This is a genomic window from Snodgrassella alvi wkB2 (genome assembly GCF_000600005.1).
GTDB classification, from domain to species: domain Bacteria; phylum Pseudomonadota; class Gammaproteobacteria; order Burkholderiales; family Neisseriaceae; genus Snodgrassella; species Snodgrassella alvi.
The window spans coordinates 892,296-909,484 of sequence record NZ_CP007446.1; the positions used below are offsets into that span (position 1 = coordinate 892,296).

Annotated in this window: 16 protein-coding genes; 4 read left to right on the forward strand and 12 right to left on the reverse strand. The window is 42.1% G+C overall.

The window, feature by feature from the left end:
• Positions 1–143: 143 nt before the first annotated feature.
• Positions 144–1,301 carry a hypothetical protein gene (locus tag SALWKB2_RS04135; protein ID WP_025330419.1) on the reverse strand — a complete coding sequence of 386 codons (1,158 nt, stop codon included), beginning with the start codon at positions 1,299–1,301 and terminating at the stop codon, positions 144–146.
• Between the two features lie 675 nt (positions 1,302–1,976).
• Here SALWKB2_RS04135 and dnaX point away from each other — a divergent pair.
• From dnaX to recR, 3 genes are all read left to right on the forward strand, one after another.
• Positions 1,977–3,935: a DNA polymerase III subunit gamma/tau gene (gene dnaX / locus SALWKB2_RS04140; RefSeq protein WP_025330420.1), complete on the forward strand. Its 1,959-nt coding sequence runs from the start codon at positions 1,977–1,979 to the stop codon at positions 3,933–3,935.
• A gap of 57 nt (positions 3,936–3,992) precedes the next feature.
• The gene (locus tag SALWKB2_RS04145; protein ID WP_025330421.1) at positions 3,993–4,334 is read left to right on the forward strand and encodes a YbaB/EbfC family nucleoid-associated protein; all 342 of its coding nucleotides are present in this window, start codon (positions 3,993–3,995) and stop codon (positions 4,332–4,334) included.
• Positions 4,335–4,720: 386 nt separating this feature from the next.
• Positions 4,721–5,326 carry a recombination mediator RecR gene (gene recR, locus SALWKB2_RS04150; protein ID WP_025330422.1) on the forward strand — a complete coding sequence of 202 codons (606 nt, stop codon included), beginning with the start codon at positions 4,721–4,723 and terminating at the stop codon, positions 5,324–5,326.
• A 161-nt stretch (positions 5,327–5,487) separates the two neighbouring features.
• Here the strand turns inward: recR and ilvA are convergent, their stop codons facing one another.
• The gene (gene ilvA / locus SALWKB2_RS04155; RefSeq protein WP_025330423.1) at positions 5,488–7,020 is read right to left on the reverse strand and encodes a threonine ammonia-lyase, biosynthetic; all 1,533 of its coding nucleotides are present in this window, start codon (positions 7,018–7,020) and stop codon (positions 5,488–5,490) included.
• A 199-nt stretch (positions 7,021–7,219) separates the two neighbouring features.
• Here ilvA and SALWKB2_RS04160 point away from each other — a divergent pair, with 199 nt between their 5' ends.
• Positions 7,220–8,362, forward strand: coding sequence for a D-alanyl-D-alanine carboxypeptidase family protein (locus tag SALWKB2_RS04160; protein ID WP_232616984.1), 1,143 nt, complete (start codon positions 7,220–7,222; stop codon positions 8,360–8,362).
• Between the two features lie 135 nt (positions 8,363–8,497).
• On the opposite strand, the gene SALWKB2_RS04165 is transcribed toward SALWKB2_RS04160, so the two are convergent.
• The 10 genes from SALWKB2_RS04165 to acpS all read right to left on the reverse strand — a co-directional run bounded on the left by SALWKB2_RS04165 (position 8,498) and on the right by acpS (position 17,187).
• On the reverse strand, positions 8,498–9,790 hold the full coding sequence (locus SALWKB2_RS04165) for an adenylosuccinate synthase (RefSeq protein ID WP_025330425.1): 1,293 nt from the start codon (positions 9,788–9,790) through the stop codon (positions 8,498–8,500).
• Between the two features lie 36 nt (positions 9,791–9,826).
• Entirely contained in the window at positions 9,827–10,978 is a 1,152-nt protein-coding gene (locus SALWKB2_RS04170; RefSeq protein ID WP_025330426.1) for an ATP phosphoribosyltransferase regulatory subunit, read from the reverse strand.
• A 151-nt stretch (positions 10,979–11,129) separates the two neighbouring features.
• Entirely contained in the window at positions 11,130–11,948 is an 819-nt protein-coding gene (locus SALWKB2_RS04175) for an undecaprenyl-diphosphate phosphatase (RefSeq protein WP_038648776.1), read from the reverse strand.
• A gap of 98 nt (positions 11,949–12,046) precedes the next feature.
• Positions 12,047–12,742: a thiol:disulfide interchange protein DsbA/DsbL gene (locus tag SALWKB2_RS04180; protein WP_025330427.1), complete on the reverse strand. Its 696-nt coding sequence runs from the start codon at positions 12,740–12,742 to the stop codon at positions 12,047–12,049.
• A 29-nt stretch (positions 12,743–12,771) separates the two neighbouring features.
• On the reverse strand, positions 12,772–13,476 hold the full coding sequence (locus SALWKB2_RS04185) for an SPOR domain-containing protein (protein ID WP_144353283.1): 705 nt from the start codon (positions 13,474–13,476) through the stop codon (positions 12,772–12,774).
• Positions 13,477–13,580: 104 nt separating this feature from the next.
• A complete protein-coding gene (locus SALWKB2_RS04190; RefSeq protein ID WP_025330429.1) occupies positions 13,581–15,077 on the reverse strand; it encodes a YifB family Mg chelatase-like AAA ATPase in 1,497 nt (498 codons plus the stop codon).
• Between the two features lie 11 nt (positions 15,078–15,088).
• Positions 15,089–15,394, reverse strand: a complete 306-nt coding sequence (locus SALWKB2_RS04195) for an accessory factor UbiK family protein (RefSeq protein ID WP_025330430.1) — start codon at positions 15,392–15,394, stop codon at positions 15,089–15,091.
• A 90-nt stretch (positions 15,395–15,484) separates the two neighbouring features.
• Positions 15,485–15,925, reverse strand: coding sequence for a hypothetical protein (locus tag SALWKB2_RS04200; RefSeq protein WP_025330431.1), 441 nt, complete (start codon positions 15,923–15,925; stop codon positions 15,485–15,487).
• An 87-nt stretch (positions 15,926–16,012) separates the two neighbouring features.
• On the reverse strand, positions 16,013–16,804 hold the full coding sequence (locus tag SALWKB2_RS04205; protein ID WP_025330432.1) for an NUDIX domain-containing protein: 792 nt from the start codon (positions 16,802–16,804) through the stop codon (positions 16,013–16,015).
• Positions 16,801–17,187 (reverse strand): holo-ACP synthase, encoded by a 387-nt coding sequence (acpS, locus tag SALWKB2_RS04210; protein WP_025330433.1) that lies wholly within the window; start codon positions 17,185–17,187, stop codon positions 16,801–16,803. The genes SALWKB2_RS04205 and acpS overlap by 4 nt, the downstream gene beginning before the upstream one ends.
• Positions 17,188–17,189: the final 2 nt, after the last annotated feature.

Consider the following 17,189-nt stretch of genomic DNA (forward strand, 5'->3'; position numbering starts at 1 on the left):
ATTAATTATTATTAAATTAGTTATAATAGAAGATATTAATATTAATTTATGTGTTCAAATAAGTTTTTATCTTTCATTGCAGATAACTCCGATTTAAAATTTATCTAAGTATGGCTATTCGTGTTTATTAGATAATGAGTAATCTAGTGATTTACCTGCATTTCCTCGATAACACTTTCTATAATCTGATAAGCCAGTTTAGCTGCATCTAATTTTTGATTGATAGAATTTTGATCATCATTATCAGGATTATTCTTATAATTAATTGTAAAAGAGTATAAGTAGGAAACTTTCCAATTATTAGTAAAATCATGAGTTATATAGCATTTTAAATCATAATCAGTCGGGCAATTAATAACAAGAGGTTCCGTTACAGATGGTAACCAACCGGGATTGGGAACGGTTATGACATTATAGTAGTGATCAAAAAACTTAAACATTTGTACTTGATTATCAAATTTTAAATTTTCAATCAATTCAGTGTGATGATTCACTATTTCATAATTTAATTTTTCTTCTTTAGTATAAATATATTTATTATTCAGATCGTCTTGAAATTGTTGCCATGGACTTTTAGTATTCTTATCTTTTTTTATCAGTTCGAATTCAAGCCATTCAAATTTTATTTGTCTGGTTGCCGGATTTTCGCAATAGCTGGCCATTTTTTTTGAAACCGGATGTTGGCATAAAGTATTTAAATCAATATTTATTTTACCAATGGAGTCGATTAAAGTTGGTTGAGAAGCTGAAAATTGCCTGCAAAAATTCTTTTCAGCAATATTAAAAATATAATCTTCTAACTTAGGAGCAAGGCTTCTAATCCAAAATGATGGATATTTGGAGATCGGGTAAATACGTAAGTTAATATCTTCTGATAAAGCCACTAATCGGCCATTTTGTTTGCATTCACTGTCTGGACGGTTTTGCCAGTATTCTATTAACGCCGGAGCAACAAGATAGGCTGGCCAGAAAAAGGTACATAAGAATGGCAAAACAATATAAACAATAACAGAATAAAATTTTTGCTTAATGCCTTGAAAATGAGCCGTGAAGGACTGACAGTAGCGAAGAATAACTGGAAAAAGTGCTCCTGTTATTGAAAATAAAAAAACATAGAAGTCAGCAAATATCAGGCTGAAAACTAACCATCCGGCAATAATAATGGCAAAGCCTATTTTGATAAATTTATAAATTTTTCCATAAACAATTATCAGGGTAGGAAGAAAAACGATGTAGAAAAAAGGCAGTATAAATATCCATACAAAAACATAACTATCAGTGTGATAATAAGGATGATCCATGTACAGGCTCACTAAAAATATCTTTTTAAAATTATATTGACCCTGTTATTAATATAAATTAATTATTTTATTTAAAACAAATAATATTGATATATTGTGTATTTATATCAAATTATTGGTAGGTTAATTTGTAAATATGAACTCTTTTGACAAGGATAAATAAATTTCTGGTAATTTTTTTACTCATCCAGATGCTTAGATTAAGAGTAAAAATATTTAATATTGGAATAATGTGATTGTTAAACGCAGCTGCTCAAGTAATGTTATATATTTCATAAATTAAGATTGATTTATAATTAAGCATACAGACTAAGTGCGTGGTTACATGTATTCAGATAGTTTTTCATGTAGCAAATGACTTTTTATTTCTTTTTGTTTTTATTTTCGCGTAGTTATATTTACTAAGAGCGATTTGTGTAAAATATTTGTACTTTAATTTATTATTGATGATTTAAGCATATTAAATATATATTCTGTAATTTTAACTATTTAAAGTAATAACAACAGATGTTAAAGCAAGTTGAGGTTGTTTCATCTGATTGTTTCACCTGGTTTGTGGCTTTGGTATAACCTTTTATGCTGGTTTTTAGTTACAATAAAGTGCTTGTTTAGATTGCACTGAACAAGATTTATTTTGCCTTTAAGTTTTGCTGTGGCTGGCAGTTGCGGATGGTTATGACTTATCAAGTATTGGCACGAAAATGGCGACCAAAAAAGTTTGCCGATTTAGTAGGACAGGAGCATGTAGTCAGGGCGTTGTTAAATGCGCTTGATAAAGGACGTTTGCATCATGCTTATATGCTTACGGGGACTCGGGGTGTAGGTAAAACCACCATTGCCCGTATTCTGGCCAAAAGCCTGAATTGCCAGCATACTGAACATGGTGAGCCATGTAACCAATGTGATTCTTGTCGCCAGATTGATGCCGGCCGTTTTGTTGATGTGCTGGAAATTGATGCTGCTTCCAATACAGGAATTGATAATATCCGCGAAGTACTCGAAAACGCACAATATGCGCCAACGATGGGGCAGTATAAAGTCTATATCATCGACGAAGTGCACATGTTGTCGAAAAGTGCTTTTAATGCCATGCTCAAAACTTTAGAAGAGCCGCCTGAACATGTGAAATTTATTCTGGCGACGACAGATCCGCAGAAAGTACCGATTACGGTTTTAAGCCGGTGTCTGCAATTTGTCTTGCGCAATCTGAATAGTACTCAGGTACATGATCATCTGGTTTATGTATTACAGCAGGAACAAATTGCTTATGAAGATCCGGCATTATGGCTGTTAGGCCGGGCTGCTGCCGGCTCAATGCGTGATGCACTCAGTTTGCTTGATCAGGCTATTGCCATTGGTTCAGGAAAGGTGACTGAATCTGATGTGCGGAATATGATTGGTGCGGTTGATAAAAGTTATTTGTATGCGCTTTTGGAAGCCTTGGCTGTACGGGATGGTCAGGCATTACTGGCTAAAGCGGAGGAAATGGCCAGTTGCGCGGTAGGATTTGATAGTGCGTTAACTGAGCTGGCTCTGTTATTACAGCGTTTAACAATACTGCAATCTGTTCCGTCAGTCGGCGCTGATGATCCTGGGTATGCGGCTTTAACCCGTTTTGCGGGTTTGTTTTCAGGAGAGCAGATTCAATTATATTATCAGTGTGTATTACGAGGTAAGGCAGATTTGCCGCTTGCTCCGGATGAGAAAGCCGGGTTTGTCATGACCTTATTGCGGATGCTTGCATTTGCACCTCTGGCTGCACTGAATGCACAACGTTTGCATGGACAAATCGACGGTACACAGTTGCATAATGTGTCAGTAAATAATAAGCAGATGGATAATATACCAACTGTTTCTGAAGAAAATAGTCCAGTTTCAGTATCTGAAGCACTGTCAGAGACAGCATCTGATGCAACTACTGAAGTACCGGTAACATTAGAAACTGAAATAATCGAAAAAAAATCTTCGTCGATAACAGTTGCTGATAGCAAGATATTAAATGATTCTTCACCTGCTTTGCAGGAATCTCAGTCTGTAACGATTAGCGATGAGCCTCCGCCACCCTGGGAAACAGGTGTTGATGACATATCCTGCAGGGCTGTGAGTGTGTTTGAGTCTATAGAATCAGTCAATGCAAATGCGGTAGAAAAGTATGATGAAAATACGGATATATCCGCAGAAAAGCCCAGAGATGATCAGAATTTATCTCTGGTAAAAAAGGCTTTTCCGCCATTGACGGCAGAGAACTGGCCGGAAATTTTAACTATGCTGGCACATCGTCTCGGTGCAGTACAGTTGTTCAGTCAGCATACGGCGATTGTTGCTTATGATGAAAATAGTGGTGATTTAACTATTGCTCTGGCTGAGCAGGGTGAGCCGACAGCCAATCGTGAGTTACTAAACCGGCTGGCTGAATCGTTGTCAGAAGTTTATCAACGGCCGATACATCTGCATACCTGTAGCTGGCAGGAACAGAGTATGCCGGAAACACCGCAAATGCGTCAGCAGCGATTACATGCAGAACAACAGCAGCAGGCAAAGACAGTGTTAGAAGCCCAGCCCGCTGTAAAAATGCTGATGGAAACTTTTAATGCAGAATGGATACCGGAAAGTTTACATCTGGATAAAGAATAATTGCCATTATTTGTTTAATTTTTTCTCTCTATTTAATTGACGTGTAAGGAAGATATTATGTTTGGAAAAGCAGGTTTGGGTGGTTTGATGAAGCAGGCGCAACAGATGCAGGAACGTATGAAAAAGGCGCAGGCTGATCTGGCTAATGTAGAGGTGGAAGGTGAATCTGGGGCTGGTATGGTTAAGGTAACCATGAATTGTCACTATGGAGTAAAACGTATCCATATTGATGACAGTTTGCTTGCAGATGCTGCTGATGACAAAGAGATGCTGGAAGATTTGATTGCAGCTGCGGTTAATGATGCCGTACGTAAAGCTGAATCAACTTCTTCAGAACGTATGAGTCAGTTTACTCAGGGTATGAATTTACCAGCAGGTATGGGAGATTTATTTAAATAATTACGCCAATAAAAAAGGGTAACGGTTACGTTACCCTTTTTTATTGTTTTTAGTTTAAGTTGTTATCATTAAAACCTTTGTTATCTGCTTAGTAATGAAACTAAGCAGATAAAATGTTATATTAAAGTTCAGAAGTCAGTATGATAAGTGATCCGGATTAGTCTGATGGTAATCTTACATGGTATACAAATGTCAGGTTGGGTAAGGTGAAGATATTTGGTCTGAGTTGGTAAAGCCAGTTCCGTTTCTTCCGGCCTGATGAGAGCTTAAATACATGAGAACTATATATAAAATAATCTATAGTTTTTATGGAATAGATTCGGGCAGTCAATCAGTGAAAACGGGCTGGTTTTATATATGACTTAAGAGTTTGTTACAGGTAAATAATGAGTACAAAACAAGTGGACGCATTTAGCCGCTTAACCAATGCATTAAAAGTATTGCCTAATGTTGGTCCTAAAACAGCGCAGCGCATGGCTTATGAATTATTACAGCACCAGCGTCAGGGCGCAGAAGAGCTGGTGGAAGCAATTCAAGCTGCTTTATTACAGGTACAGCATTGTCGTTTATGTAATACTTTTTGTGAAGGTGAATTGTGTGCAATTTGTTCTGATGAGCAGCGTGACACCAGGCGATTAATGATAGTACAAATGCCGGTAGATGTAGCCAGTATGGAATCAGCACATTGCCATGATGGTATGTATTTTGTATTGATGGGACAGGTTAGTCCGGCTCAGGGAGCAGATTTGCAGGCCATTGCTTTGGATAAACTGGTAACGCGATTACAGCATCATGAAGTAGATGAGATTATTATTGCTACCAATTTTACTGCTGAAGGAGATGCTACTGCGTATGTGTTGGCACAATTACTGGCTGAGTTTCCGGCAAAAGTTACGCGTCTGGCGCGAGGTATGCCACTCGGAGCAGAACTGGAATACATAGATGCGGGTACTCTGGCTCAGGCTGTTTATGAACGCCGTAATGTAAAGTAAACAGTATAATTTACAGATAAAATCGGCTTAATGGCAGAATGGAGAATAAAAATATCACTAGGAAAGATTAAGCCCGTTACAGATTCATTTAAAAAATTAGACAGAGTAATTTTAGCAATTACTCTGTCTGTTGTTTTGTGGTTGTATTTCTGATTTATTTATCAGGCGGTGGCGGATTCGCTTAGAAATAGCTGATAAGCGGCATTGTGAGTTTGTTCCTGATAGATATAACCCACATTATCCAGAAATGCATAGAATTTTACTGCATCAGCCGGTGGAATATTCAAACCAACCAGTACGCGACCGAAATCGGCTCCATGATTGCGATAATGGAACAAAGTAATGTTCCAGTCGGATTGCATATGTATCAGAAAACGTCTCAGAGCACCCGGTCGCTCAGGAAATTCAAAACTAATCAGACGCTCATTAGCAACTTTGCTGGTACGACCACCTACCATATATCGGATATGCAGTTTGGCCATTTCGTTATGGGTGAGATCTAGAGCCGGTAAACCATTGTTGTTCAGTTCCTGTACGATAGTCTGTAAATCAGCAGTATCATTGCTTTGAATACCAACAAATATATGGGCTTTCTGGTCATCACCATAGCGATAATTGAATTCGGTAATATTTCTGTTACCGATTAAATCAATGAAAAAACGAAAGCTACCGGGTTTTTCCGGGATGGTTACCGCAAAAATTCCTTCATGTCCCTCTGTCAGTTCACAGCGTTCAGAGACGTGGCGCAGTTGATGGAAATTCATATTTGCACCGCTGGTTACTGCGATTAGATTTTGATGCTGACATTGATTCCGGGCAATATAGGCTTTTAATCCGGCAAGAGCCAGTGCACCGGAGGTTTCAGTAATACTGCGGGTATCATCGAAAATGTCTTTAATTGCTGCACAAATACTATCGGTATCTACAATAATAATGTCATCCAGTAAGTCTTTGCATAGTGTGAATGTTTCTTCACCTACCAGTTTAACTGCAGTACCATCCGCAAACAAACCTACTTCTTTAAGTTCTATGCGTTTGCCAGCAGCAATAGATTGCTTCATAGCACAGGCATCTTCAGTTTCTACGCCGATTACTTTGACCTCCGGACGTACATTTTTAATGTACGCTGCCACTCCTGCAGCCAGCCCGCCGCCGCCAATAGCAACAAATACAGCATCAATAGGTTTTGGGTGCTGGCGTAATATTTCCATACCGATGGTACCCTGTCCGGCAATGACATCCGGATCATCAAATGGTGGAATATATGTGAGGCCACTTTGGGCAACCAGCTGCATGGCATGGTTGTAGGCATCATTGTAGGACTCACCGGCCAGTACTACTTTGCCACCGCGTTTTTTTACAGCATCGATTTTAATTTGTGGTGTGGTCTGAGGCATAACGATAGTTGCTTCACAACCCAGTTTTTGTGCTGAAAGCGCTACGCCCTGAGCATGATTGCCAGCCGAGGCCGTGATGACACCTTTTTCCAGGGCATTTTTATCCAGCTTGGCCATTTTGTTATAGGCCCCGCGGATTTTGAAAGAGAATACTGGTTGTAAATCCTCCCGTTTCAGCCAGATGTGATTGTTGAGTCGATCTGACAGATTAGCAGCATAATCCAAGGGTGTTTCAATGGCCACATCATATACTGCGGCAGTAAGAATGCGGGTAAGGTAGTTTGTGTGATTGTTCATAATGTAGAATGAAATAACTGATTTTATTTTGCAGATTATCTGCTTAACTGAATTAATCAAAAATTAACGATAACGCGGCTGTTTTTTTTATGCAAGTAAATTTGCCAATATTGCTTCTCTTGTGCAGACTACTGTTTATAATAAGCGGTTATGGAAATGATTAATTGCGGTTAATTCAGATTTAAATTAGATAATAGAAATGATGAGAAATTTTTTTCGCTGGCTCGTTACAGCTTTACTGATGTGCATTTTATTACCGGCACATGCTGTAACTATGCCTGAAATTAATGCTGCTGCATATGCAGTGGCAGATCAGCAAAGTGGTACAGTTCTGGCCAGCCGTGATAAAGATGCCCGGATTGAACCTGCTGCACTGACAAAGCTAATGACAGCTTATCTGGTATTAGATGCTTTGCATACGGGTAAACTGAAAGCGCAGCAACCGCTAAAAGTTTCCGCTACCGGCTGGCAGGCAGATGGTAGCCGGATGTTTTTACAGCAGGGTGTTCCGGTAAATGTGGAAACCGTTGTGCAGGGTATGCTGGTTATCTCAGCTAACGATGCAGCAATTACGCTGGCTGAGGCTGTGAGCGGAAACGAAAAAGCATTTGTGCGCAAGATGAATGCTGAGGCGCGAAAAATGGGACTGACAAATACCAATTTTGTTAATTGCACCGGATTACCGGCAGAGGGACAATATAGCAGTGTGGAGGATCTGCTGCTGCTGGCTCAGGCTTTGGTGCGCGATTTTCCGCAATATCAGAGCTGGTTTGCTAAAAAATCTTTTGCTTATAATGGTGTTACTCAGTTAAACCGTAATTTGCTCCTATTCAGAGATGATCAGGTAGATGGTCTGGCAGTCGGCTATACTATACATGGTGGTTACAATCTGGTTGTAAGCAGTAAACGCAATGAACGCAAAATTGTAGCTGTGCTGGTAGGAGCTGACAGTAGTGAGGCCAGAGCAGCAGAGGGAAGTAAATTATTAAGCTGGGCTCTGACTAATTTTAATACGGTTAGATTATATCCGGCCGGACATAAAGTAAGTGATATTACTGTTTATAAAGGTGCACACAGGAAAGTAGCAGCAGGTTTTTTAGGTGATGCTTATGTCACTTTGCCTTCTGGTAGTGCTAAACAATTATCTGTAGAGCTGGAGGCTGTTCAACCAGTGGTAGCTCCGGTGTACAAAGGCCAGAATATCGGAACTTTAAAATTGCTCTCAGGTAAACAGGAAATTGCCCGACAGAATGTTGTGGCACTGGATAATGTGGGCGAAGCAAGCGGTTTTGGTCGTTGGCTGGATGGTATTGCTATGTGGTGGCATAATCTTTTTAACTGATAAAGCCGGCTGCTTTTTGAGAGATAAGCATTTATCTAAGCGGCTAATTAATCAGTTTAAAGGTAATATGTGCTGAATTGATTGATTTGTTTTAAAAATAAACCCATCAGCTGATGGGTTTATTTTTAATTTCAGTTATTCATATGGATGACGGAGCAGAATAGTTTCTTCTCGATCAGGACCGGTAGAAATCATGGCAATCGGAGCACCGCAAATTTCTTCAATACGTTTCAGATAGGCTTTAGCATTGTCTGGTAGTGCGTCGTATGATTTCAGACCAAAAGTGCTTTCCTGCCAGCCCGGCATTGTTTCATAAATAGGCGTACAGGCAGAAACGGCGTCGGAACCACAAGGCAAAATATCTATTTTTTGCCCGTTATAATCATAACCGACACAAATATTAATGCTATCCATGCCGTCCATAACGTCCAGTTTAGTTAAACATAAGCCGGAAATACCATTTACCTGGATAGACCGTTTCATCAGAGCAGCATCAAACCAGCCGCAGCGGCGCGGACGTCCGGTTACTGCACCAAATTCATTGCCGCGTTCTGCCAGACCTTCACCCACGCTATCGAAAAGTTCGGTCGGGAATGGTCCGGAACCAACTCGTGTTGTGTAAGCTTTGACAATACCCAGTACGTAATCAAGTTTAGTCGGTCCTACACCAGAACCGACAGCTGCCGCTCCGGCAATGCAGTTAGAGGAGGTAACGAAAGGATAGGTACCGTAATCAATATCAAGGAAAGTACCCTGAGCACCTTCAAACAGCAAGGATTCACCACGGGCATTCATATCGTTCAGTTCACGGGAAACATCTCCGACCATTGGTTTTATCTGATCGGCCAGTTCCAGAGTCTGCTGGTAAATTTTTTCAGCATCAAGTGCTTCCTGACCATACAGGCCGGTAAGCTGGCAGTTATAAATGGCTACTGCATCTTTAATTTTCTGCTGTAAAACATCAGGCTGGAATAAATCCATAATACGAACTGCACGCCGGGCAATCTTGTCTTCATATGCAGGTCCGATACCACGACCGGTCGTGCCGATTTTCTTATCCCCCTTGGCTGCTTCACGAGCATGATCCAGAGCGATATGATAGGGAAGAATTAAGGGACAGGTCGGTGCAATGGTTAATTGTTTGATTACATCAATACCTGCCTGCTGTAATTCAGCCATTTCGCTAAGCAAAGCTTCTGGTGATACGACAACACCAGAACCGATAAAACAACGTTTACCTGTATGTAAAATACCACTGGGAATCAGGCGCAAAACAGTTTTTTTGCCATTGACCACCAGAGTATGCCCTGCATTATGTCCGCCCTGATAACGTACCACGCCGGAGGCACGTTCAGTCAGCCAGTCTACAATTTTACCTTTGCCTTCATCACCCCACTGGGTGCCGACAACAACGACGTTTTTTGCCATATGGTTTTACCTGCTCATACTAAGGGTTAATTATTGCTACAAAGGAATCAGCTGCCATTGCTGGTTTTGCCATACCAGCTGGCGGTCGCATCCTCTGATATCGTTACATTCGGGAGTATAATCAATAATGACACACTCACCGGCTGAACGCAGTTGCTCTATTTCGGTTTTTGCAGCAGTGGCATCTTGTACGCTGACTTTTATGCCGCGCAGTTTTTCTACCGGAGGCAGATGCCCGATTAAATCACGTAAATCAAAACTAAAACCGGAAGCAGGGCGGTTACGACCAAAATATTTACCCAGACCATTATAACGTCCGCCTCGTGCCAGTGCGTCCGGCCAGTCTTCGCTATAGGCAGCAAACAGCAACCCGGTATGGTAGTTGTCTACTCGCAATTCACTTAAATCAATAAATATATTATGGTTTGCAAATGCTGTGCAGATTTGCCGGAGCTGCTGTAATGCTTCACTTATTTCCGGCAGGTCTGGCAGACAGTCTGCGGCAGTCTGCAATACTGTCTGGGTTCCATATAATGCAGGTAAAGCGACGAAAGCTTTAATCCATTGCTCAGGAAGCTGCCATTGTTGTACACACTGCTGAACTGCGGCAGCATCTTTAGCCTGCATCAGCTGTAATAAAGTTGCCGCCTGTTGTGTAGTCAGGCTGGCAGCATTAGCCAGTGTATGAAAAATACCGATATGCCCAAGTGACAGTGTTGGTTTGGGTACATTGACAATGGTCAGGCTTTTGAGCATTAAATCAATAAGTTCGATGTCGGCTTCGATACCCGCATACCCATATAATTCAGCGCCGATCTGTAAAGGTTCCCGGGTACTTAAAAAGCCGTCAGGCCGTGCATGTAAAACCGGACCGGCATAACACAGTCGGTTAATCCCGCTATTGGCTGACAGCAGATGAGCATCTATACGGGCAACCTGGGGTGTGATATCTGCGCGCAGGCCAAGCTGCCGGCCACTAAGCTGATCGACAACACGGATGGTTTTTAGTGACAGCCCTTCATCAATACGGGTAAGTAAGGACTGACTGTATTCAAGTAAAGGGGGGCTGACAAGTTCGTAGCCATGGACGCGATAAAGTGCTAACAGCTGTTCTTTGGCGCTTTCAAGCTGGCGCGCCGCTGAAGGTAGAATGTCGGCAATATATTCGGGCAATTGCCAAGACTGCATTGGGATTCCTCACAAAATACAAGCCACACTGACCCTGACGGAACAGTGTGACGTGGACGTGGAAAGGCAGCAGAATGTTGTGCCTGAGGTCTTTTAAAATATCACTTTATCACAATTTAACGTTTTTATACCAGAGACAATTAGATTCTGATTACCATTTTACCCAGCCTGTAGCCCATGTTACTAAAATGATACCGCCAAATATAATTCGGTACCACGCAAAAGGGATATAATTTTTATGAGCAACAAAGCGCAGTAAAGCCTTCACTGCTACCAGGGCAGAAAGAAATGCGGCAACAAAACCAATAGCAATCAACAATAAATCATCTCGGGTAAACTCATGCAGATGCTTAAGCATGTCGTAACCGGTGGCAGCAATCATTACTGGTACGGCCAGAAAAAAAGAAAACTCTGTTGCTGCTTTGCGCTCAATCCCCCAAAGCATGCCGCCCATAATCGTACTTCCAGAACGAGATGTACCGGGAATCAGTGCCAGAATTTGCGCCAGTCCGACGATAAGTGCATCGCGAGGCCGCATGTCCTCAACAGTTTTAACTTTCGGTTCGGTACGGCTCTGACGTTTTTCAATCCAGAGAATCAGTAAACCGCCTATTACAAGTGCCGTAGCAACAGTAATTGGATTAAACAGATAATGCTTGATTTGTTCACTGAACAGTAAGCCCATGATGGCAGCGGGAATAAAGGCTATAGCCAGATTGAGAACAAAGCGGTTGGTAGCCGGTTCTTTACCAATATGGGTAATGATATGAGCAAATCGGTGTTTATATTCAAAAACAATGGCAAGAATTGCACCAAGCTGTATCGTAATGTCGAATACTTCACCTGTAGTCTCAAATTTCAGCAGATTACCGACTACTATCAGATGTCCGGTACTGGAAACAGGCAGAAATTCGGTCAAACCTTCTACAATGCCCAGAATCAGGGCTTTTAAAAACAAGACAATATCCATTTTATTTACTGTATTTGTGTATTTAAGCCATGAAATTTATACAAAACAATAGTGTGTTTAAGGCTAAACACACTATTGTTTTGATCGAAGACCAGAGTCTATCGATTGGCAGAGGCTGCTAGTGAAGCACCTATGCTTTTGGGTAGTTTACGTGTGCTTGCAGCATGCGCGCTATTCTCATTGCGTACTTTTTCAATTAGTTCATTCATTGTTTTCATTCCTGCTGCAAATCCTTTCGGAAATTTAAGTACGTATTTACCGCCTACAATAACAGTAGGTGTTGACGTAATGTTGTATTTTTCGCCCATTTTACGCATGCTGGTAGCCGTAGCTGAATTTTCCAGACTATTATAGGCTTTTACCAGTTTCTGACCGTCAAAAGCAGTTTGTTTTATAGCCCACTTGTTAAATACATCAGGTTGCCATAATTCGATGTGTTTATTAAAAATAGCGTCAAAGATTAGCGGGTCTGCCTGTAATTTCATTCCGGTACTGTTTACTGCGGCAGCAACACGGGCAAGATTGAAATAAACGTCATCATCCCAGACAACATGAACGGGACGCAGATAGGTATCAGGCGCAAAAGATTTCATTTCTTTAAGCATAAAGGGCTCAAGATGAGAGCAGTGGATACAGCTGTAGGAGAAAAATTCCAGAACTTCTACTTTGTCTTTATGCAGTTGCGGAATGGGTTTATCCAGTACATCATAATCTATTTTTACTATTGCTGCCTGTGCTATGCCAGTGACAAAAGCCATTGCTGTCACCATGGTAGTAATGATTTTTTTTAGCATGTTAATTTCCTGTTATGAAACTGGCTGACTCAGGATGCTGTTCTGGTCAGGCTGTCGATATTATGCTGCTGTAAAGTTTGTTTAATCTGTTTTGCCTGATTCTGACTCAGATTATCAGTCTGAACACGATATTTGATTGTACCGTTCACTTTAGCACTATGTACGCTGCTGTTAATTCCCAGCATCACTAGTTTGGCACGCTGGGCATCAGCATCAGTACGGTTGTTATATGAACCGATTTGTAAAAAAACTTTGTCTTCACTATGCTGCTTTGCTGCTGCACGCTGAGCTTTTTCAATACTACCGTTATTCAGAATTTGTTCCGGAGTTATATCTGTATGACTGACTGGGGGTGCTTTTCTGGGTGTTTTTTCTGGTGTTTTATGTGGTATGGGTGGTTGTGTTGTCGGTGTGTGTTCAATAGTAATGTCATTTTCAATCCCTCCCATATTGACCGGTTGTGAAGCTGGTATAGTCTCCGGGGTTTCAACGGTGGTTCCTGAAGACGCAGGAGTATCAGGAGTAAAGATTTGAGAAGATGCTGTTGTACTATTGGCCGGAGTAAGTATTTCGGGTTGTGGCGGAACAGAAGCAGCGGGATTATCAGGAATTTTAAAATCTGATTTGCTTTTATTCAGGAAGAATAGGATACAGGCAATGATTAAGGTTGCAAGAAGCAAACCTATTATAAAGCTGACAAGCCCCTTACCTGCCTGACGAAGTGGTGTGTACATATGCATGTTAAAAGCCTTTATGTTTGGCATTATATACGGCAAATTCTGTTCAGAACTGGAAGTTATCTGTATAGATAACATTATCAATTTCAGTTCTGCTGATATTATAAAGCACGGCGGAAGCTTATGGCGCGTAAAATGTGGCTGGTTTCAACATCATGTATATCATTCATATCTGCTAATGTACGTGCAATACGTAAAATACGATGAAAACTGCGTGCTGACAGCGACAATTTTTCCATCACACTGGCCAGGGTTTGTTTGGCTTCAGGGGTGATTCGGGCTATATCATCCAGTTCACGGTTGCTCAGTTGAGCATTGATTTTACCCTGACGCTGATACTGGCGCGAGCGTGCTGTTTTGACACGCTCACGAATACTGCTGCTGTTTTCACCGTTTGCCTGCTGTAACAAATCACTGGCAGGTAAACTGGGCACTTCAATGATCAGGTCTATACGGTCAAGCAGCGGACCGGAAATTTTATCACGGTAACGGGTTATGGCTTCGGGTGTACAGCGACATGGTTTAACTGGATGTCCGAGATAACCGCAAGGGCAGGGGTTCATTGCTGCTATCAGCTGGAATTTAGCCGGATAAGTAGCCTGACGTGCTGCGCGTGAGATATGAATTTCTCCGCTTTCCAGTGGTTCTCGTAAAACTTCAAGAACTTTTCGGTCGAATTCCGGCAGTTCGTCCAAAAATAAAATACCATGATGTGCCAGTGAAATTTCACCAGGTCGGGGATCGGAGCCACCACCTACTAGTGCAACAGCCGAAGTACTATGATGGGGCGAGCGAAATGGCCGGTTCAGGCGGTATTTTTGCTGTCCGTGAGGCAACAATGACTGTAATGACCAGACGCTGACGAGTTCTTTGGCTGTAAGTGGCGGTAAGATACCGGGTAGACGCTGTGCTAGCATAGATTTACCGGTTCCTGGCGGTCCGGACATGAGGATACTGTGACCGCCGGCTGCGGCGATCTCCAGTGCTAGTCTGGCTGTTTGTTGCCCGCGTACATCGGCCATATCAGGATAGTTTGTTTCATCAGGCTGTTGTTGTATATGTTGTACATCAACAGGGGAAAGTGGTTGGTCCTGATTAAGATGAGCTGCTACTGCCAATAATGTATCAGCGCCATAAACATGCGCATCAGGTAACAGGGCAGTTTGAAAAGCATTATCTGAGGGCAGAATAAATGAACGCTGGTGCTGTCTGGCTGCTTCTGCCATGGCGATAGCCCCGCGGATAGGCCTGATCTGACCGGACAGGCCAAGTTCTCCGGCCAGTTCATACTGATGTAGATTGGTACCATCAATCTGACCGGATGCTGCCAGTATGCCGATAGCTATCGGTAAATCAAACCGGCCTGATTCTTTGGGTAAATCAGCGGGTGCCAGATTAACGGTAATTTTTTTAGCCGGAAAGTCAAAACCGGACTGAATAATAGCCGCTCTTACCCGATCTCTGCTTTCTTTAACTTCTGTATCCGGCAGACCAACAATGCTGAATGCAGGTAAGCCGTTGGCCAGATGAGCTTCTACCTCTACAAGTGGTGCTGCCATGCCAGCCAGAGCACGACTATAAACAACTGCCCATGACATGGCGTAATTCCTTAGTCAGACAAATCAGTATGATTATCTGTCGGAGCAACCGGATCGGTGGTTTCATGGTTGTTATTATTTTGTGCTAACAACGCTTCCAGCGCGATCACTCTGCTTTCCAGTTCAGCCAGTTTTTCCCGGGTTTTTAGTAAAACCTGTTGCTGAATATCGAATTCTTCACGTGTAATCAAATCCATCCGGTTAAAAGCACTGCCAAGCATGGATTTAACATTTCTTTCCATATCTTTGATGGGACTGTTACTGATGGTATCGCCGAGTTTATCGCTGATGTCTTCAAAAAATTTTTTGCTGATCATGACCTGAATCCTTTTAATGGCAAGGTAATCAATGTCTGTGATTGTACGGGTGAAACAGTCTGAGATGCAATGCTTATATGCTTGTGCTGTTTACGGTGCAGTGAATACAATATTGTAATGCTTGCCGTCAACAGTTAAATCACCAAGAAAGTCATTACGTTCGTCAACACATACAGGCAATACGGCACGGTAAGCTGCCCATACCCCCTGTCCCTGCGGTTTGAAGTCAGTACGATTAAAACCCAGACTCATATTGCGCATGGTGAAATGTATGCTGATTCGTTTTACAGAAGCAGGTACTTTACGCATGCTGATATCAAAAGGTTTGGTGATATCTGCCGGAGGCGTAAACTGAATGACAGCTCCTCCGGGTAATATACAGCCGGTGCGGACATTACAGTTACTGAGGGTGCTCAAAGCATCGGTACGGGTGTTATGCCAGAAAACTATGCCAATAATAAGCGGAACAGCTATGATAAAAATAAGTAGTCCGATGATAACAGCAGTTGATTTTTTTGCGGGCTGATTCATGAGATTGGCAGACCAATATAAATTAAGAAAAATTATCCGGTAATTGCAGTACAGGTGGTCGTGAATACACAGAGGTTGTATTATTTATTATTGTTGTTCCAGTATGATGCCATGAACACCCAGTGTCATCCAGTCTGGCTGTGCAATGAGCTGAGCGTTTGTTTGCTGTAAAACCATAACGGGTACAGAGGAAGGCTGATTATGCAGCAGATGAAGCAGCAGCTGAATATCTTCATGCTGGCCAACCGGCCAGATTATCGCCGCAGCTGCTTGTGCCTGTAGCCACTCTTCACTGTTATGACATATAGTCCAGATAGCGCTGACAGGATGCAGATTCGCCAGTTGCTGCAGCTGATCTGCTGGTGTGTAAATAATTGATCCTGCTGCTATTCCTGAGTGGTAAGGGTATATTTTTAAGGCAGGTTCCTGCTTTGCCGCGGTATGAAAACCTGTATTTAAATTTCCGCTCATATGAGCAGGAATGGCTAATGCGGCCAGAATAGGTGCATTAGCAGGTAATATGGGGGTAACAGTAAGACAACCTGGCTGCTGCCAGCTCCAGCTTTGCTGTTCTCGTGCAGTTAGTTGTCCCTGCCACTGATCGGCTGCAATGCGATAAAATTGTAAATGTACGTGGGCATGTTCGTAACGATGAGTTTTGCTTATCCATGGTGTAGCTGAATTAACGGTTATGCCTAGTTCTTCGGCAAATTCCCGCTGCAATGCCGCCAGCAGACTTTCCCCTGATTCTACTTTACCGCCGGCAAATTCCCAGTACCCTGCATATGCTTTACCTGCCGGACGTGAACTAAGCAGAAATTCACCGCGCTGGTTATAAAGGACACCGGCAACTACTTCGATGAGATTATCCTGCGTCATTTAGCATACTCTGCTACAGCAAAAGCCACTATGTAGTCGTCTTCATCTGTGAGACTCAGATGGATACGGCCAATGTTTTTTTGTTTGAGCCATTGTGCTAATGGCTTTTCAACAATAAATTCAGGCCGGCCGAGTTCATTATGACCGATTCCGATATTGCGTAAGGTCACCGGACTGCGCAGACCGGTATGGACGGCTTTGGCAAAAGCTTCTTTAGCGGCAAAGCGTTTGGCCAGAAACTGTACAGGATGATTGGCTGAAGGCCACTCTAGTGCTTCAATCCGTGACAGCATTTTTGCTGCTACGGCATTGGCACCATAGGTTTTACACATTTTGGCAATACGTTCAATTTTAACTAAATCTGTACCTATGCCGTAAATCATGT